Origin of the sequence: Serratia rhizosphaerae (assembly GCF_009817885.1) — a bacterium.
Taxonomy (GTDB): domain Bacteria; phylum Pseudomonadota; class Gammaproteobacteria; order Enterobacterales; family Enterobacteriaceae; genus Serratia_B; species Serratia_B rhizosphaerae.
This window is the reverse complement of record NZ_CP041764.1, coordinates 4,423,004-4,441,631: the sequence shown is the minus strand read 5'-3', so window position 1 is coordinate 4,441,631 and position 18,628 is coordinate 4,423,004. Positions and strand designations below refer to the sequence as shown.

Below are 18,628 nucleotides of genomic sequence, written 5' to 3'. Positions count from 1 at the left end.
ATCATGCGATGGCGCATCGGCGGTAAAACAGCAGAAAAAACTCACCCGCTATCCGCTCCTCCCGTTAAGTTCAGACAGGACGTTGAATTTTTAGACTTTATAACCCCCTCGCCCCGTTCTTTTTTGAGCTACGATTGATTAAGGGCCGCCGTAATGAGCCTGGCCCGTACAAAACGAGGGTGCGCTGATGACAACTTCAACACATGATCAAATTATGGATGAAAAACGTCTGAGCGATGGACCAGACTGGACGTTTGAGCTGCTGCAGGTCTATCTGGAGCAGATCGACCGCGTCGCCAAACACTACAAACTGGATACCTATCCGCACCAAATCGAGGTCATCACCTCTGAACAGATGATGGATGCATACTCCAGCGTCGGGATGCCGATTAACTACACACACTGGTCATTCGGTAAAAAATTTATCGAGACCGAGCAGCTCTATAAACATGGGCAACAGGGACTGGCCTATGAAATCGTCATCAATTCCAACCCGTGTATCGCTTACCTGATGGAAGAAAACACCATCACCATGCAGGCGCTGGTGATGGCGCATGCCTGCTATGGGCACAACTCATTCTTCAAGAACAACTACCTGTTCCGCAGCTGGACCGACGCCAGCTCCATCGTCGATTACCTGCTGTTCGCCCGCCATTACATCAGCGAATGTGAAGAACGCTACGGCGTAGAAGAAGTGGAGAAGCTGCTCGACTCCTGCCACGCGCTGATGAATTACGGCGTAGACCGCTATAAACGTCCGCAAAAGATTTCGCTGCAGGAAGAAAAAGCCCGCCAAAAAAGCCGGGAAGAGTATCTGCAAAGCCAGGTGAACTCACTGTGGAAAACGCTGCCGCGCGTCGAACGCGAAGACGCACCGGAGCAAGAACGTCGTTACCCCAGCGAGCCGCAGGAAAATATTCTCTACTTTATGGAAAAAAACGCCCCGCTGCTGGAGCCGTGGCAACGGGAAATCCTGCGCATTGTGCGCAAGGTCAGCCAGTATTTCTACCCGCAAAAGCAGACGCAGGTGATGAACGAAGGCTGGGCCACCTTCTGGCATTACACCATACTCAACCATCTGTATGACGAAGGCCGCGTCAGCGAACGCTTTATGCTGGAGTTCCTGCACAGCCACACCAACGTGGTGTATCAGCCGCCTTACAATAGCCCCTATTACAACGGCATTAACCCGTATGCGCTGGGCTTCGCCATGTTCCAGGATATCAAGCGCATCTGTCAGTCGCCGACGGAAGAAGATCGCTACTGGTTCCCGGACTTTGCCGGCAAAGACTGGCTGGAAACGCTGCATTTCGCCATGCGCGACTTTAAGGACGAAAGCTTTATCAGCCAGTTCCTGTCGCCGAAACTGATGCGCGACTTCCGCCTGTTCACCGTGCTGGATGACGACCGTAACAACTATCTGGAGATTTCGGCCATCCACAATGAGGCGGGATATCGGGCGATTCGCCAAGAGCTGTCGGCACAGTACAACCTGAGCAATCACGAACCCAACATCCAGGTCTGGAACGTTGATCTGCGCGGCGACCGTTCATTGACGTTGCGCTATGTGCCACAGGAACGCGCGCCGCTGGATAAAAGCCGCCGCGAGGTGATGAAACATGTGTACCGGCTGTGGGGGTTCGACGTGATTCTGGAACAGCAAAACGAAGACGGCAGCGTCGAACTGCTGGAACGCTGTCCTCCGCGCCCCAGCGCGCTATAACAGGCAGCAAAAAGGGCGCAAGATGCGCCCTTTTGTTGTTTGTCTATACGACGGGTCGTTAACGACGCACTTCGGTCAGATCGCTCGGCATGGTACCTTGCATACTCTGCCAGATCGCGCCGCTCTCCTTGCCATAATTACGCACCGTATCCATCACCTGGTCGTACATTTTCTCATGGCACAGCATCGACAGTTTGCTGTAGAACGTACGTGCCAGCTTGCGCGCTTCCGGGTTGGAGAAGTAGTAGCGGCCAACGCGGGTATACAGCCCTTTCAGGCCGTTGAAAATCAGCCCGTAAATCGGATTGCCGGACACAAAGGCCAGACCGCGGAAAATTTCATAATCCAGCGTATTGAACGCCTCGGCCTGATCTTCAACCTCCGACGCCTTCGCCAGGACGGCCTGCGCTTCCTCAGGGTGGTTGCGCACCGCAGAGCGGATAAAGATAGAGGCAATATTGGTGCGCACCGACAATAAATTATCGATCAACTGCGGGACGCTGTTATGATCGAGGCGCGCCAGCGTTTCCAGAATGTTGAGGCCGGATGTTTCCCAAAAGTTATTCACTTTGGTCGGTTTGCCGTGCTGAATCGTCAGCCAGCCATCGCGCGCCAAACGCTGTAAAACCTCGCGTAACGTGGTGCGCGTGACGCCTATCAGTTCAGATAGCTCACGCTCCGCGGGCAAAATAGAGCCAGGAGGGAAGCGATTATTCCAAATACTTTCAATAATGTACTCTTCCGCAAAACCGGCTGGACTCTGTGCCTTAATGACCATGTGTTTGACGTTCCGTTGCAACGATATCAGTAATAGTAGTCCGCTGATCATACCAGATCATGCTGGTATGACATAGTGCGAGCGGGAAACTATAAACGAAAGTGTGCATAACCTGGCAAAAAACAGTCGAAAACGGCGAAACCCATGAATTTTAGGTTGAAATTTCTGCCGCAGTTGCATCGCAACCGTCGGCGTTGGTAGGGTAGCAACAATTTTTCTTCAAGGTAGTAAGACATATATGGAAATGACAGCACGCAGCGCCGTTGTGAAAAATTTTCTCGGCCAATCCCCTGACTGGTATAAATTAACCATCCTGATATTTTTGGTTATCAATCCGCTGGTCTTTTTCCTGATAAGCCCCTTCGCTGCCGGCTGGCTGCTGGTCGCGGAGTTCATCTTCACCCTGGCGATGGCGCTCAAGTGCTACCCGCTACAGCCCGGCGGCCTGCTGGCGCTGGAGGCGGTAGCTATCGGCATGACCAGCCCGGCGCACGTCGGTGAAGAGATCGCCAACAATATTGAAGTGCTGCTGCTGCTGATCTTTATGGTGGCCGGCATCTACTTTATGAAACAGCTGCTGCTGTTCGTATTTACCAAGCTGCTGCTGAATATCCGCTCCAAAATGCTGCTGTCGCTGGCGTTCTGTCTGGCAGCGGCGGTGCTCTCGGCGTTTCTTGACGCCCTGACGGTCGTCGCCGTGGTGATTAGCGTCGCCAGCGGTTTTTATTCTATCTACCACAATGTCGCCTCCAACCAGCCGGAAGACGCACATAACGTGAACGACGACAGCGGCATCGACGGCGATGACCGCAAACAGACGCTGGAACAATTCCGCGCCTTTCTGCGCAGCCTGCTGATGCACGCCGGCGTCGGCACCGCGCTCGGCGGCGTGATGACCATGGTCGGCGAACCGCAGAACCTGATTATCGCCAAAAGCGCCGGCTGGGGCTTTATTGATTTCTTCCTGCGCATGGCGCCGGTCACCCTGCCGGTCTTTGTATGCGGCCTGGCGGTGTGTCTGCTGGTGGAGCGCTTTGGCGTTTTCGGCTATGGTGCGCAACTGCCTGAGCGCGTGCGCGAAGTATTGACCGAGTTTGACCGCCAGGCCAGCGCCAAGCGCAACCGCCAGGAAAAAGTCAAACTGGTGGTGCAGGCGCTGATCGGCATCTGGCTGGTGGCGGCGCTGGCTCTGCATCTGGCGGAGGTCGGTCTGATTGGCCTGTCGGTCATTATTCTCGCCACCTCGCTGTGCGGCGTAACCGACGAACATGCCATCGGCAAGGCCTTCCAGGAAGCCCTGCCGTTCACCGCCCTGCTGACGGTATTTTTCACCGTGGTGGCCGTAATCATCGAGCAGCATCTGTTTAGTCCGGTTATCGCGTTTGTGCTGCAGGCCGAGCCGTCGGCGCAGCTGATGCTGTTCTACGTGTTTAACGGCCTGCTGTCGGCGGTTTCCGATAACGTCTTTGTCGGCACGGTCTATATCAACGAAGCCAAAGCCGCCCTCACCAGCGGCGCCATTTCGCTGAAGCAGTTTGAAATGCTGGCGGTGGCGATCAACACCGGCACCAACCTGCCTTCGGTCGCTACGCCAAACGGACAGGCGGCGTTTCTGTTCCTGCTGACCTCGGCGCTGGCGCCGCTGGTGCGCCTTTCCTATGGACGCATGGTCTGGATGGCGCTGCCATATACCATCGTTCTGGCGCTGGTCGGCCTGCTGTGCGTTGAGTTTACCCTGGCCCCCGTAACCGATCTGCTGACGCAGTGGCACTGGCTCTCGCTGCCGCATCTGGAGGCTGCGGGGCACTGATTCAGCGCCCCGCGACGTTGCCAGCCATACTTTGTTACCGCGAAAAGGGTCTCTGATGGCTGGCAACACGGTTGAATTGTGGTTTACACTGCCGGTTCAATTGCTTACTGCATGGAAGACTCAAAATATGTTGCGATTCTTTAAGCGCTGCTCACAAGGACGCCGCGCCTGGCTGTTGATGGCTATCACCGCGCTGGCGCTGGAATTGGCTGCGCTCTATTTCCAGCACGTTATGCTGCTGCAACCTTGCGTGATGTGTATTTATGAGCGCTGCGCGCTGTTTGGCATTCTGGGCGCCTCTCTGTTAGGGGCAATGGCACCGAAAACGCCACTGCGCTACGCCGCCATCCTGCTGTGGATCTACAGCGCCTGGGAAGGGCTGCAGCTGGCGTGGAAGCACACCATGATTATGCTGCACCCTTCACCGTTCAATACCTGTGACTTTTTCGTCAGTTTCCCTGCCTGGCTGCCGCTGGACAAGTGGATGCCGGCCGTATTTCATGCCTCCGGAGACTGTTCGGTACGCCAATGGCAGTTCCTGACGCTGGAAATGCCGCAGTGGCTGGTCGGTATCTTTGCCGCCTACCTGCTGGTCGCCGTAATCGTGCTACTCAGCCAGGCGGGGCGTTCACGTCAACAAAGTTGACGCAGAGTAAAACACATCGGTATCAATCTGAAAGGCGCCTGACGGCGCCTTTTTTCGTATCAATACAGGACGTTTTAGCGTAATTTTTCTGATTATGCGCCATTCATTGCCCATCAGTCGGAAAACTCTAAATTGCAGCAAAAAGCGTGAAACAATCATTGTTGAATGCCAAAATACCATGATGATCAACCTGAGCTCCGACGATGCTCACACCGTCAATAGGTTAACCAATTGAATAAAAACAACTTTCCCTGTTATGTTACGCTCAGTCATAATGCTATGGTTGCTTCCGAAAATGTGCCGTCAGCCGTGTCAGCCCGCATGACGTTCGGCTCTAGCGAGATATCGCTTCACCATGCAGGTATCCACTGTGAATAGCGATAATCTTAAAAATTCACGGCAAAAACAGAATATGTTAATCAAAATTCAGGTTGGCAAGGAAATATGAAGATAAGCAAGTCAATTTATATCAAAATGTCAATCTATCTGATGGCATTGAGAAGCCCGTTGATCATTGTCAGCATGGCGTTATATATGCTCACGCGCAAGGAGATGCTGCAGCGCTCAATTTTAAAGCTGGTCCCATTTATCCTCTTTCTGTTGGCTGCAGATATCTACTCGATTATCATGGGTAATGAATTTGGCAACATCATCGGCCAGACCAGGGATATTTTCCTGGCCATTGTGGTTGCCGTGTTTCTCCTCGCCAGCAGTGACATCAGCGAGAACAACAGAGCGCTGATATACCGCACTTTAAAGTACTGTTTTGTTTATGTCGCCATTGCTAAGATATTTATTATCGTTCTTTCCGTCGTAGCCGGGATCAGCGTTAACGATATTATCTCTTGGTTGCGTGACACATGGAATATCCAGATGATGTCGCTGGGCGTTGAGGATACGGTCCTTGCCCGTCTGCAAATCCCGCTGGATTCCGCAGTGCCATTCTTTTTATACTTTGTCACCCGCGAACTGATTCATAACGAAGACAATAAGTTAAAAACGTCGATCACCTTTGTGCTCTTAATGATATCCATGATCCTGACACTGTCGCGTGCCTTTTGGGCTGAGACATTGTTCATGGTATTTGCTGCCATTCTCATTGAGGCCAAGGCCTCTAAAATATTTAAAATCAGCATAATCACAGCCATTATCCTGTCATTTATTATTATATTCACGCCAGTCGGTGATATGCTGTTCAAGGTTATCGAAACACGCTTCGGTAATAACACCAACAACTCGGTATCAGACTCCTACCGGGAATGGCAAAATAGATCGCTCTATAACTCATTTATGGAAATGCCTATTTTCGGCCATGGCATCGGTTACTACATCCCGAACGCCCTGCGTTCAGAAACCACGAAGTACCTGTATGAAAGCCAGACGCTATCAATGTTGATGGCCCTCGGCATCATTGGCTGCGCCGGCCTGCTGCTGCTGATCGCCTTCACCTGTCTGAAGGCCGTATCCAAAGAGAGCAGCGGCGCCTTCGCATTTATTATGCCGCTTATCTTCCTCGCAATGTGGCTGTTTTCCGGTTCGGTTAACCCGCTGCTCTTCGGCGCATCGGGGGGATCTATTTTGTTTATGACGGCTAAATTCCATACGCTTTATAAACGCGGCGATTCATAACACATTGAAACATGGGCGCACTGCGCCCATGTTTCATTTAGGAAAAATCCCAACAATAAAGTAACGTCAAGCAATCCAACAAGAAATCCCCCCCCTCGTCCAGTATTCTGTCTCTTTGCGTATTTGCCGCCTGGATTTCCTCACCCCATCTGCTATACCTAAAATTTTGAGCAATGGCGGGAAAATGTTATGAGGTTACCTCTAGTACTTAATTCATTCTACCGACTGATGGCGCAAAATATGCCGGAACCGGTTAAACCTACGCTGCGAGGATGGTATAACGCATTTAATAAAGTACTTACTTACGGCTATAAAAATAGAGACATCTTTACTGCTCTCGATTTTGAAATAAATTCGCAGTGCAACCTCAAATGCAGCTACTGCCCTACCTAATTTAACGGTGGGCGCGGGGTCAACTATATGCCTGAGGAAGTCTTCAAAAAGGCCATTGATGACCTGTCAGCAATAAATTATAAGGGCCGGATTTCCCCTCACTTCTTTGGCGAACCATTGCTGGACCAACGACTGCCTGAGCTGATGGCCTATGCCAGAAAAAAGCTGCCTAACGCCGAAATTATTATCCACACCAACGGATTATTGTTGGATAAAGAACTGTACGACAAATGCATGCAGGCCGGCGTCAGCGGTTTCCTGGTGACCAAACACACAAAGAATCTGCCTAAGAAACTAACCAGCATGGTAGATAGCCACTATGTCAAACACGGGGAAATCAAGATCCGATCGCTCGACGGGTTGACGTTATTTAACCGAGGCGGCACGGTTAAACCGAAAAAAGAGCGGAAAATGAAGCATTGCCATTACGTCTCGGATGAAATTTCCATTACCTATACCGGCGAAGTGGTTTGCACCAACGATTACCACATCACCCACAGCTTTGGTAATGTGAAAGAGCAGAGCCTGTTGGACATCTGGCACAGTGATGATTTTCGCCGGCTGCGCAAAGAAGTGCGCCAAGGAAAATTCACACTGCCAATGTGTAGAAAATGCGCGCTGAATGAGGCCTAGTCTTATGCTCTCACCGTATTGCAGGTTCTCCTGTAATGCGGTGAATACGGCCGCCTGCTGCGCAAGCAATGAGGTATGACTTTATTTATTATATGTTTCCCTGGTAAAAACGTTTGCATTTATCTCATCGGATAGGGCCACGAATGTTCCAGACCCGAGAGCGACAGACCAAACGTTAGCGCAAAATAGGCTATCAATACTGCAAACATCACAATAGCTATTTTTTCCAGCAGATTAAGCCGCTTTTCATCAGACATATTTCAGATCCCCCTATGACATCCCTTGTTAACCACGCCCTTAAAACTTAGGCAATGATGGCATCCACATCAATAGCCACACACAAAATGAAACATTATTAATAAGACCTATTAATGATTTGTGTGTTTTTTAACACATCGCCACACCTCCCGTTACTGCGACAAAGTGTTTACTCTTGTTGATTAGCCGGGTATGTTGCGCCATCATTTCCTCCTGAGTGACAAACCGCACCTTATCTGACGATGTAGATAGGCGCCTGCGCAGCCGGGCAAGCGCATAACTCTTGGTTATCCAGCAACAGATACTATGAACAGAATTGAAATTGCTTTGGTGGTGGTCTGTATCATTCTCACCACCCTGCTGTTTTCCAAATCGGGGGACGTGATGCGGCGCAGCAGAAGCCGTTATGAGGTGGTTGCCGAAGAGCCGGTATACAGTTCTCGCACAGCACTCGGCCAATAGCCCCACGACGTCAAACCCGACGTCATCCATCACGTTTGATACCTTACCCCCTTAGAGTCACGGATTTTGCGTGAGTCCCCTCCACGTTACTGCTCCTGTTGCATGCAGATGAATAAACTAACGAACGAGCAACCGGCACTTCTCATGCGAATAAATAATAGACTACGCGCTGTGTTGGATATTAACCAATTGCGGAATGGGTAAGAAACCGATCTCTGCTGGACTATCGTTTAGCACATTTTCTTGCGCCTATTTTTTGTTTCGTTTGAAAGATAACGACGGCTCAAATACATGCGGGCTTTATTCAAGGCGTAACCGTATGCTGGAAACACACGATACAAATGGGAAGGAATATACCCGGATATCGCAAGAAATGATGAGCGCGGCAAGCCTCATTACGCACATGTGTGCAGCGAACTTACCAAGGTTAAAAATGACCGGCTGAGTGGGTCAGACAACATTTCCGCGTCGGTAATATCCATATTTTGGGCACCAACCTCGTCAGTTCACGCCGTTCAATACAGTCAATCAGCGCGCCCAGTCCGGTTTATTGAGAATAGGCGGCAGTAAAATTTCGTTCTGCGCTGAAGTAAGTTGAAAGCTGGTAAAACACAAAGCATTAGCGCAAGACGAATCACGACCTACGTAGGTTTTGAGTTGTTTTGCGCTAATTTTTTTGCCCCATGGGTGCCCCACGCGGTGCGAGTGAGCAAAAAACACGCTGATCGTCATCACAAAACCACTTTTATCGCATTGTTATGGTTTTTCATGGTTTCTGTTCGTGACATACTCTTTCGCTTTCTTAACGATATGTTGGAAAATAAATGGAATTTACACAACTCACACTAGCAATAACGATATCAATCATAATTTCCGCGCTGCTTACGGCAGCTTGCTTGCAGTCAATGAAGCTCATACCCGACATTAAGTACCCAGTCAATGAGTACAGGTCTATCAGTGGTGCGCGCGGACTTGCTGCATTTTTCGTCTACGTTAACCATGCTCCATCCATGTTAACCAACATGGGGTATACCGTACCTGGCGTGTCCCAGTGGGGTTGGATATACGCAAATCTTGGCTCTTTCGGCGTTCAAATATTTTTCTGCATAACAGGGTTCTTGTTTTTTGATCGGATAATTAAATGCGATGGAAAGCTTGACTGGAATCGATTCTACGAGTCTAGGATTAGGCGCATAGCCCCGCTATTCTATTTTGTCTGCATAATATACTTAGTGATAGTTTTTGTATCCAATATGTCATTGCATATTGACAAGCATGACATGTTGACAATTTCAGGCCTGATAACATTTGGCTTTATTGATAGCAGCATGACTATTGGTGGATTTAAATTATACCCACTAAACTCCGTTATATGGACACTGATCCACGAATGGCGTTTTTATTTTGTTCTGCCATTGATCGCCTATACTTACTGCAATAAAAAATATGGAATGCCTTTGCTGGTTGTGGCGGTGGCGATTGCTGTCGTTGACTTCAAAAACTCTGCTGTGGTTTGCTGGCCATACTTTCTAACAGGGATCGTTGTTGCCATACTAGCAAATAGAAAGTATAACTTAAGCAAAACAGTAAAGTATTTGATGGCAGCATTGGCTCTCGCTTGTTTCGTTGTTACATCAGGGATAATGGTTGATAATGGATATCACTGGTCACGCTTCATTCTCTCTTCGGTGTTCTTTGCCTGTATCGTTCTAGCAAACCCTTTCTATATGCACTTCAAGCCAATGAGATATCTTGGCGAGATTAGTTATAGCGTGTACCTTCTCCACTTGCCAGTCCTTTACTTATCAATAAAGGCTATCGGTACATTTGTCGACATATCAAATCTTAGCCAAAATGAATATTGGCTGATCATGGTGATGATCGCTCCTGTTGTGGTACTTGTCAGTAGCCTAAGTTTTAGATTTATAGAATACAGATACATGAAGAAAAAGTAATAAGATGCCGCCTATTGGCGGCATCTTTATTTTATGAACGACTTCTCTATGCAAGTGATGTGATGGACGCCCCCGCCTAAGCTAGTCAGTGCCATACTTTACTGACTACATTGATCCGGGAGTAACATCACATCACTACACTTTCAGTGCAACATGGAACGACATACTGAAGCGTGCAGGCATTAGACATCGCAGAGCGTATGAATCACGCCACACTTTCGCATGTTGAGCGCTGAGTGCAGGAGTTAATCCCTCATTCATAGCCGCGCAAATGGGTCACACATCTGCGCAGATGGTCTATCGGGTATATGGCAAGTGGATGTCTGACAACAACGCTAATCAACTTGCCATTTTGAACGCTAATTTTGGAGGAAATGCCCCATCTATGCCCCAAGCACAAAACCAGTAAGACAAAAAACCTTTCAATTCAACTAATCAGCGCGCCCAGTCCGGTTTATTGAGGATATGGTCCTGCCAATCCACCACCTCACTCTCGCGCACGGCAATATGGCGTACGGTAATACGTTCACCGTGCATTGCCGCCTTTGAGCCGCTGAGCAGCGGATGCCAGGGGTACAACGGCTTGCCTTCGCCGATCAGACGATAGGCGCAGGTAGGCGGCAGCCAGTCGAAAGTCACCAGGTTTTCCCGCGTCAGTTTGATACAGTCTTCTTCCAGTTCGAAACGCCGCTCATAATTACGGCACTGGCAGGATTTAATATTCAGCTGGTTGCAGGCAACGTTGGTAAAGTAGATTTCGTCGGTATCTTCGTCGATCAGTTTATTCAGACAGCACTGTCCACAACCGTCGCACAGCGATTCCCACTCTTCTTCTGACATTTCTGCCAGCGTTTTGCTCTGCCAAAAAGGACGTTGTGACATATTGAAATCCGGTATAACCCCTTAATGACTCTCGGCCAGCCCGACATGCTTGCCCCGGGCAGCGCGATCGGCGATTAAGGATGAATCAATGAATGTTAGCCTGCATACAGACTGCGAGGGGCACTATATAGACATTTTAGCCTGCAGATGCAAGCATTGCCGCCGTTTTTACACGGCGGCCGACAGGATCAGATCACGCGCGTGGTCAGCGTCTTGTCGTTCAGGGAGATTGTCAGCATATCGCCGGAGGCCATCGGCCCGACGCCCTGCGGCGTACCGGTGAGAATGATATCGCCGGCGCGCAGCGTGAAGAAACGGCTCATATAGGCGATCAACGGCAGGATCGGCGTGATCATATCGCGCGTATTGCCCTGCTGGCGGATCTCGCCGTTAACGTTCAGCGTCAGTTCAGCATTTTGCGCGTCGCCAAACTCGGAGACCGGAATAAAGCCGGAGAGAGGGCAAGAACCATCGAAACCTTTGGCCTTTTCCCACGGCTGACCGGCCTGCTTGAACCCCGCCTGCAAATCACGCAGCGTCAGATCCAGCGCCACGCCGTAGCCGGCGATCGCCCGCGCCACGCGATCTTCATTGGCCTGCTTCAACGGCGTGCCAATCAGCACCGCCAGCTCAACCTCGTGGTGTACCGCGCCAAGATCCTTCGGGATCGCCACCGGCTGGCGGATATCGCACAATGCGGTTTCAGGTTTGATAAACAGCACCGGCTCAGCGGATTTGGCGCTGCCCATCTCCTTGATATGATCGGCGTAATTACTGCCGACACACACCACTTTGCTTACCGGAAAATCCAGCAATGCCCCCAGCCAGTCTCGATGTTGATACATTCCGTTTCTCCCTACAAATCATGTAGGGGCTCAGCCCGCAGGCCAGGCCCGTTGTCGTTTCAGTAGCGCCGTATCGCTGACGGCCCGCCGGTACGGCTTATTGGCCAACGGCATCCGCCATCATACCCACGCTGATGGCAAAATAATATGAACGGTTCCAGTGCATGATGGTACGGAAATTATCATACACCAGGAACGCTCTCCCCTGCGCATCGTCCGGCGTAATGACCCAGCTGCGCAGCGTAGCATCCGGCAGTGCGGCGCCGTCAGGCTGCGTGACGCCCATTGCCGCCCACTGATTAACCGTGCGCCCGCGGGTTTTCAGCCCCAGATCGGCGGCGCTGAAGCCTGCCGGCAGCTTCACTTCGCGTCCCCAGCTGCTGCCCGCCTGCCAGCCTTCGGTCGACAGGTAATTGGCCGTCGAGGCAAAAACATCATCGACATTGTTCCAGATATCAATGCGTCCATCGCCATCGCCGTCAGCGCCATAGGTCAAGAATGAGCTGGGCATAAACTGGCTTTGCCCCATCGCACCCGCCCACGAACCTTTCAACTGTCCGGCCGTCACGTGTCCCTGCTCAATAATCTGCAACGCCGCCACCAGCTGCTTGCGGAAGAACGCCTCTCGCCGCCCTTCAAACGCCAGCGTCGCCAGCGCGGAAACCACGTCTTCCTTACCCTGAATCTTGCCGAAATGGCTTTCCATCGCCCACAGCGCCACGATATAGCGCTCCGGCACACCGTAACGCGCCGTCGCACGCGCCAGCTGCGGCTGATATTTACGCATCATCGCGCGTCCCTGCCGCGTTTTACTGGCTGACAATACGCGCTGCAGATAAACGTCCAGGGTAATCTTCTTTTCCAACTGATTGCGATCGGATTGGATCACCCGGTCGACAAAATGGATATTGGCAAAGGCGCTGTCGACCGTTTGCTGGCTAAGCCCCTGCGCGAGTGCCTGACCTTTAAGCTGTTCAACGTAAGCGGGAAACTGGGTTGGGTCGCGACCGGTAGCGGCCAGCGTATTGGCGGCCGGCGGTGCGGCGGGAGGCGCCGCTATCGCCAAATTCTTGTGACTGGCACAGTCGGCCAGTATCAAAGCCGTCAGCGTCAAAGCCGTGGTCGACAATCTCATCGCGGTGTCCTTTTCTGCCATTCAATTCCGCCCCGCTCAACATGCGGGGCGAACGACAATTATTTTCCGCCGCTCAAATGCTGGCTCAATAAACTTTCTACCGGCGGCGGCACCTGCAGATAAAACCCCTCTTCTTTCAGGGCTTCTCTTACCTTATCAATATTCGCATTGGCTAATCTTTCCCGGCCGTCAAGATTAAGCGTCATGGCGAACTGCGGCACGCCAAAACTTTTCAGCAACTCCTCCGGCACGCACGAGAAGTCGTCTTTTTTTTCGACATAAAGATAAGTTTGATCGCGTTTTGAACTTCTATAGATCACACAAAGCATATTTTTAACTCTATTTAATTGGGGCAGTGTCTTGCCTGGATATAACTCTGACTATAACATGCTTCTAGTACATCGGAATATCGCACCCCGAGTGGAATTCCGGGGATTTAAAGTTGCTGAAACTGAGTCAGGATAGATGTCACAATCGCCAATTGAGCTAAAAGGCAGCAGTTTTACCCTATCGGTTGTTCATTTGCATAATTCGGAACCCGAGGTAATTCGTGAAGCGTTGCAAGAAAAAGTGGATCAAGCTCCCGCTTTTTTGAAAAACGCCCCTGTTGTTATCAACATTGCAGCGCTTAACGGCGACGCAAACTGGAAAGAACTCCAACAGGCGGTCGCAGCGGCAGGTCTGCGGGTGGTTGGCATCAGCGGTTGCAAAGATGAGCGGCAAAAACGGGCGGTTGCCCGTGCCGGTCTGCCGTTGCTTAGCGAAGGAAAAGGCCACAAAGTGGCCGCTGCCGAAGCGCCGACTCCGGCCCCCGAGCCGGCCGCCGACAACGCGCCCGCCAAAACACGCGTCATCAGCACGCCTGTCCGTTCCGGCCAACAGATTTATGCCCGTAACTGCGATTTAATCGTAACCAGCAGCGTCAGCGCCGGTGCAGAAGTGATTGCCGACGGCAATATTCACATCTACGGCATGATGCGCGGTCGTGCGCTGGCTGGCGCATCCGGCGATGCCTCATGTCAGATTTTTTGCACGCACCTGGCCGCTGAGCTAGTCTCTATCGCAGGGCAGTACTGGTTGAGCGACCAGATCCCGTCCGATTCGTTCGGGCAGGCAGTACGACTCAGCCTGTTGGATAACGCTTTAACCATACAACCTTTAAATTGAGCCCTTTTGACAAGGAACCACTTCATGGCACGCATTATTGTTGTTACATCGGGTAAAGGGGGGGTTGGTAAGACCACCTCAAGCGCAGCCATCGCGACCGGTCTGGCCAAACAAGGCAAGAAAACCGTCGTTATCGACTTCGATATCGGTCTGCGTAACCTTGACTTGATTATGGGCTGTGAGCGTCGCGTGGTTTATGACTTCGTTAACGTAATTCAGGGTGACGCCACGCTGAATCAGGCGTTAATCAAAGACAAACGCACCGAAAACCTCTACATTCTGCCCGCATCTCAAACGCGCGACAAAGACGCGCTGACCCGCGAAGGCGTTGAGAAAGTGCTCAACGAACTTGGCGAGATGGACTTTGACTTCGTGGTGTGCGACTCACCGGCCGGTATTGAAACCGGCGCGCTGATGGCGCTGTACTTCGCGGATGAAGCCATCATTACCACCAACCCGGAAGTGTCTTCAGTACGCGACTCCGACCGCATTCTCGGCATCCTGTCCTCCAAATCGCGCCGCGCCGAACAAGGCAAGGATCCGATCAAGGAGCACCTGCTGCTGACCCGTTACAACCCGGGCCGCGTCAGCCGCGGCGACATGCTGAGCATGGAAGACGTACTGGAAATTCTGCGCATTCCTCTGGTCGGGGTTATTCCGGAAGACCAGTCCGTACTGCGCGCATCCAACCAGGGTGAGCCTGTGATTCTGGATCTCGAGTCCGATGCCGGCAAGGCATACGACGATACCGTTAACCGCTTGTTAGGAGAAGAACGCCCCTTCCGCTTCATTGAAGAAGAGAAGAAGGGCTTCCTGAAACGCCTTTTTGGGGGATAAACCATGGCTTTGTTAGACTTCTTTCTGTCCCGCAAAAAAAGTACAGCCACTGTAGCCAAGGAGCGGCTGCAAATTATCGTCGCGGAGCGTCGCCGGGGGGACAGTGAACCCCCGTATCTGCCCGATATGAAGCGTGACATCCTGGCGGTCATCTGTAAGTACATTCAGATTGACCCTGATATGCTGCACCTTCAGTTTGAGCAGAAAGGAGACGATATTTCGGTACTGGAACTCAACGTCACGTTACCGGAGTCAGAAGAAGCCGCTAAATGATCGCGACACAATAAATGTCCCCCTGTATTTTTGCAGGGGGACACTGTATATGCGTCCAGACATTGAACGGGAAAGCAGCAAAATAGCCATTTTCACCGTTTGAGATTAATCCCAATTAATCTGGTGGTGATGTTCTTTAAACTTAATACTGGCGCCAGTATTATCTGAAATAAAATTCACCTCGCAATAAACGGAGCAGCTTGATTTCCCCCTGCCCCGCCTTCGCTTACCTTTGATTAATAACCCTGTAGAATTGCCAATAATGGTTCGGCTAATAACTCCGCACGCCATCCGTTGATTAATTCCGGCTGGCAGTCGCTGTTTTTCAGTTTCCAATGCCAGTTCAGCAGCTGATTAATTTGGCGACGCGACGCCAGCAACTCACTGCTTAAACCACTTTGTTCGCTGGCGGCGACAATCGCCGCTTTGATTTCCTTAAAGACCTTTTTGTAACCCGGGTGCTCCACCAGGTTGGCGACAGGTGCCGGCAACGCGTCTTCATCCAGTGCAGTAGCCTCAGCAACCAGCGCCAGCAGCGTTTTTCCGTGGAAACGGATTTCCGGGCCGCTCAGGCCCAGTGCATCCAGTTCCCCCATTGAGGTTGGCATATGGCGCGCCACCGCCCACAGGTTCTCTTCCCGCACGACAAAATTAACCGCCAAATCGCGCTGCCGCGCCTGCTGCAGCCGCCATTCGGCCAGCTTTTGCAAACAGCCGAGCTGACGCGGACGCAGCTGCCAGGCATTATTCATTTCGCGGTAGGCCAGCTCCGGCGCCAGCGTTTCACTGCGGCGCTGGCACAGCAGCAGACACTCGTTACTCGCCGCCTCGGTCCAGCCGGCCTGCTCGACTTCCTGCACCAGCTGGCCAGCCATCGGCAGCAGATAGAACACATCGGCCGCCGCATACTGACACTGACGCTCGGTCAGCGGCCGGGCCAGCCAGTCGGTACGCGATTCGCTTTTGTCCAATTCGACCTGCATATAAGCAGCAACCAGCGTGGCGAATCCGCACGACAGCGGCCGGCCGGTAAACGCCGCCAGGATCTGGGTATCCACCAGCGGCGTCGGCAAGGTCTGGAACGCATTCAGGAACACTTCGAGATCTTCGCTGCCGGCATGCAGGTATTTCACCACCGCCTTGTCGCTCAGCAGGTCAATAAACGGCTGCCACTGTGTAATCGACAAGGGATCAATCAGGGAGAGTTGTTCACCATCGTATAACTGGATAAGGCCAAGCTGCGGATAATAGGTGCGCGTTCTGACGAATTCGGTATCAAGCGCGATTTGAGCATGTGTTCTGGCCTGTTCGCAGACCTGCTGCAATCCGGCATCGGTAGTGATCAACGTATAATTCAAAACTTCATTCTCTTATTTCATGAGCCAAACACAACAACGCCGGCATTCACCGGCGTTGTTGATAAGTAAGTGTGACCGAACAGCATCAGGCGGCATCGGCCGCCTTGGCGTTTGTCTGTTCGTCACGCAGTTCGCGCCGCAGAATTTTGCCAACGTTCGACTTCGGCAACTCGTCGCGGAACTCAACAATTTTAGGCACTTTATACCCGGTCAGGTGCCGACGGCAATGGGTCAGCAACTCGTCCTTGGTCAGCGAAGGATCCTTCTTCACCACGCAAATTTTCACGCTCTCTCCGGAGACTTCGCTCGGCACGCCAATTGCCGCGCACTCCAGCACCTTAGCATGCTGGCTGACGACATCCTCAATTTCATTCGGATAAACGTTAAAACCCGATACCAAAATCATATCTTTTTTACGATCGACGATGCGAATAAAGCCCTGCTCATCCACCGTGACGATATCGCCGGTCGCCAGCCAGCCGTCTTTCAGCACTTCATCCGTAGCATCGGGACGTTGCCAATAGCCTAACATAACTTGCGGCCCTTTGACCCACAGTTCACCCGGTTCGCCCATGGCAACGTCTTCCCCCTGCTCATCCACCAGGCGCACATCGGTCGACGGCACCGGTAACCCGATACTGCCGCTGTAATGTTGCAAATCATACGGGTTGCCGGCCACCAGCGGCGCGCACTCGGTCAGGCCGTAGCCTTCCAGCAGGTGCTTGCCGGTGGTCTGCTCCCACTTATCCGCCACTGCCTTTTGCACCGCCATACCGCCCCCCACCGAAAAGCGCAGCGTCGAGAAGTCCAGTTTGAGGAACTCCTCGTTATTCAGCAATGCGTTGAACAGGGTATTGACGCCGCTCAGGGCGGTAAACGGGTATTTGGCCAGCTCTTTAACCAGGCCGGGAATATCGCGCGGGTTAGTGATCAGCAGGTTGCGGCCGCCAAGATCGATAAACAGCAGGCAGTTCACCGTCAACGCAAAAATGTGATACAGCGGCAGCGCGGTCACCACCAGCTCTTGTCCGGCACGGAACAGCGGCGCATAGGCCGCCTTGGCCTGTTCGAGATTGGCCTGCATATTGCGGTGGGTCAGCATCGCGCCTTTCGCCACCCCGGTGGTGCCGCCGGTATACTGCAAAAAAGCCAGATCGCTGTTAATGATGTCCGGTTTTACATATTGCAGACGTCGGCCGCGCTGCAGCGCCGTACGGAAAGAGATGGCGTCCGGCAGATCGTACTTCGGCACCAGGCGTTTGACATACTTCACCACAAAATTGACCAGCGTGCCTTTGGCCGCCGAAAGCTGATCCCCCATCCGCGTCAGGATCACATGCTTAACCTGGGTTTTGAAGACCACCTTTTCCAGCGTATGGGCAAAGTTGGAGACAATAACAATAGCGCTGGCGCCGCTGTCGTTGAGCTGATGCTCCAGCTCGCGCGGCGTATACAGCGGGTTCACGTTAACCACCACCATGCCGGCGCGCAGAATGCCGAACAGCGCGATAGGATACTGCAGCAGATTCGGCATCATCAAAGCGACACGGTCGCCTTTATTCAGCCCCAGCTCATTTTGCAAGTAGGCGGCGAATGCCCGGCTGCGCTCTTCCAACTTGCGGTAGGTCATCACCTCGCCCATATTGATAAATGCTGGCTGATCCGCATAACGCTGTACGGCATTTTCAAACATTTCAACCAAAGACGGATAGCGATCGGCGTCAATCTCTGCTGGCACATCTGCCGGATAACGTTTTAACCAGACCTTTTCCAAGGTATTACTCCCGAAATCATTTCTCATTATCATCGCAGCCCCTAAATGCACAGCCAGGTTATAACAATAT

19 protein-coding genes and 1 pseudogene are annotated in these 18,628 nt (G+C 51.9%); 11 read left to right on the top strand and 9 right to left on the bottom strand.

The genetic code is table 11. From position 1 onward, the window contains the following. Positions 1-187 precede the first annotated feature (187 nt). Positions 188-1,723, top strand: coding sequence for a SpoVR family protein (locus FO014_RS20650; protein ID WP_105231376.1), 1,536 nt, complete (start codon positions 188-190; stop codon positions 1,721-1,723). A 58-nt stretch (positions 1,724-1,781) separates the two neighbouring features. Here the strand turns inward: FO014_RS20650 and fadR are convergent, their stop codons facing one another. Next, positions 1,782-2,501: a fatty acid metabolism transcriptional regulator FadR gene (gene fadR / locus FO014_RS20645; RefSeq protein ID WP_160030890.1), complete on the bottom strand. Its 720-nt coding sequence runs from the start codon at positions 2,499-2,501 to the stop codon at positions 1,782-1,784. A gap of 238 nt (positions 2,502-2,739) precedes the next feature. Here fadR and nhaB point away from each other — a divergent pair, with 238 nt between their 5' ends. From nhaB to FO014_RS20625, 4 genes are all read left to right on the top strand, one after another. After that, positions 2,740-4,311, top strand: coding sequence for a sodium/proton antiporter NhaB (gene nhaB / locus FO014_RS20640; RefSeq protein ID WP_160030889.1), 1,572 nt, complete (start codon positions 2,740-2,742; stop codon positions 4,309-4,311). Positions 4,312-4,438: 127 nt separating this feature from the next. Next, on the top strand, positions 4,439-4,957 hold the full coding sequence (dsbB, locus tag FO014_RS20635) for a disulfide bond formation protein DsbB (protein WP_160030888.1): 519 nt from the start codon (positions 4,439-4,441) through the stop codon (positions 4,955-4,957). 444 nt (positions 4,958-5,401) lie between these two features. Then, positions 5,402-6,586, top strand: coding sequence for an O-antigen ligase family protein (locus tag FO014_RS20630; protein WP_160030887.1), 1,185 nt, complete (start codon positions 5,402-5,404; stop codon positions 6,584-6,586). Between the two features lie 420 nt (positions 6,587-7,006). After that, positions 7,007-7,612 (top strand): radical SAM/SPASM domain-containing protein, encoded by a 606-nt coding sequence (locus FO014_RS20625; protein ID WP_246168018.1) that lies wholly within the window; start codon positions 7,007-7,009, stop codon positions 7,610-7,612. A gap of 119 nt (positions 7,613-7,731) precedes the next feature. Here FO014_RS20625 and FO014_RS23815 read toward each other — a convergent pair whose 3' ends face one another. After that, a complete protein-coding gene (locus tag FO014_RS23815; RefSeq protein WP_201282885.1) occupies positions 7,732-7,869 on the bottom strand; it encodes a hypothetical protein in 138 nt (45 codons plus the stop codon). 307 nt (positions 7,870-8,176) lie between these two features. Between FO014_RS23815 and FO014_RS20620 the strand changes: the two genes are divergently transcribed. Then, positions 8,177-8,332 carry a hypothetical protein gene (locus FO014_RS20620; RefSeq protein ID WP_160030886.1) on the top strand — a complete coding sequence of 52 codons (156 nt, stop codon included), beginning with the start codon at positions 8,177-8,179 and terminating at the stop codon, positions 8,330-8,332. A gap of 528 nt (positions 8,333-8,860) precedes the next feature. Here FO014_RS20620 and FO014_RS20615 read toward each other — a convergent pair. After that, complete coding sequence (locus tag FO014_RS20615; protein ID WP_160030885.1) at positions 8,861-9,064, bottom strand: hypothetical protein; 204 nt, start codon at positions 9,062-9,064, stop codon at positions 8,861-8,863. Positions 9,065-9,156: 92 nt separating this feature from the next. Here FO014_RS20615 and FO014_RS20610 point away from each other — a divergent pair, with 92 nt between their 5' ends. Next, positions 9,157-10,287: an acyltransferase family protein gene (locus FO014_RS20610; RefSeq protein ID WP_160030884.1), complete on the top strand. Its 1,131-nt coding sequence runs from the start codon at positions 9,157-9,159 to the stop codon at positions 10,285-10,287. Positions 10,288-10,390: 103 nt separating this feature from the next. Continuing rightward, positions 10,391-10,696: pseudogene (locus FO014_RS24065) on the top strand (tyrosine-type recombinase/integrase); the annotation flags it as partial. A 26-nt stretch (positions 10,697-10,722) separates the two neighbouring features. On the opposite strand, the gene FO014_RS20600 reads toward FO014_RS24065, so the two are convergent. The 4 genes from FO014_RS20600 to FO014_RS20585 all read right to left on the bottom strand — a co-directional run bounded on the left by FO014_RS20600 (position 10,723) and on the right by FO014_RS20585 (position 13,478). Then, entirely contained in the window at positions 10,723-11,169 is a 447-nt protein-coding gene (locus FO014_RS20600; RefSeq protein ID WP_160030883.1) for a YcgN family cysteine cluster protein, read from the bottom strand. Positions 11,170-11,357: 188 nt separating this feature from the next. Continuing rightward, positions 11,358-12,014 carry a fumarylacetoacetate hydrolase family protein gene (locus FO014_RS20595; RefSeq protein ID WP_160030882.1) on the bottom strand — a complete coding sequence of 219 codons (657 nt, stop codon included), beginning with the start codon at positions 12,012-12,014 and terminating at the stop codon, positions 11,358-11,360. Positions 12,015-12,111: 97 nt separating this feature from the next. Next, positions 12,112-13,149, bottom strand: coding sequence for a lytic murein transglycosylase (locus tag FO014_RS20590; RefSeq protein ID WP_160030881.1), 1,038 nt, complete (start codon positions 13,147-13,149; stop codon positions 12,112-12,114). A gap of 59 nt (positions 13,150-13,208) precedes the next feature. After that, positions 13,209-13,478 carry a YcgL domain-containing protein gene (locus FO014_RS20585; RefSeq protein WP_160030880.1) on the bottom strand — a complete coding sequence of 90 codons (270 nt, stop codon included), beginning with the start codon at positions 13,476-13,478 and terminating at the stop codon, positions 13,209-13,211. Between the two features lie 136 nt (positions 13,479-13,614). Between FO014_RS20585 and minC the strand changes: the two genes are divergently transcribed. The 3 genes from minC to minE are packed head-to-tail and all read left to right on the top strand — an operon-like array spanning position 13,615 to position 15,426. Continuing rightward, positions 13,615-14,316, top strand: a complete 702-nt coding sequence (minC, locus tag FO014_RS20580; protein WP_160030879.1) for a septum site-determining protein MinC — start codon at positions 13,615-13,617, stop codon at positions 14,314-14,316. A gap of 24 nt (positions 14,317-14,340) precedes the next feature. Beyond that, positions 14,341-15,153 carry a septum site-determining protein MinD gene (gene minD / locus FO014_RS20575; protein WP_015672598.1) on the top strand — a complete coding sequence of 271 codons (813 nt, stop codon included), beginning with the start codon at positions 14,341-14,343 and terminating at the stop codon, positions 15,151-15,153. A gap of 3 nt (positions 15,154-15,156) precedes the next feature. Beyond that, the gene (minE, locus tag FO014_RS20570) at positions 15,157-15,426 is read left to right on the top strand and encodes a cell division topological specificity factor MinE (protein WP_105231386.1); all 270 of its coding nucleotides are present in this window, start codon (positions 15,157-15,159) and stop codon (positions 15,424-15,426) included. A gap of 236 nt (positions 15,427-15,662) precedes the next feature. On the opposite strand, the gene rnd is transcribed toward minE, so the two are convergent. Then, the gene (rnd, locus tag FO014_RS20565; protein WP_160030878.1) at positions 15,663-16,784 is read right to left on the bottom strand and encodes a ribonuclease D; all 1,122 of its coding nucleotides are present in this window, start codon (positions 16,782-16,784) and stop codon (positions 15,663-15,665) included. An 85-nt stretch (positions 16,785-16,869) separates the two neighbouring features. Beyond that, on the bottom strand, positions 16,870-18,558 hold the full coding sequence (gene fadD, locus FO014_RS20560; protein ID WP_160030877.1) for a long-chain-fatty-acid--CoA ligase FadD: 1,689 nt from the start codon (positions 18,556-18,558) through the stop codon (positions 16,870-16,872). Positions 18,559-18,628: the final 70 nt, after the last annotated feature.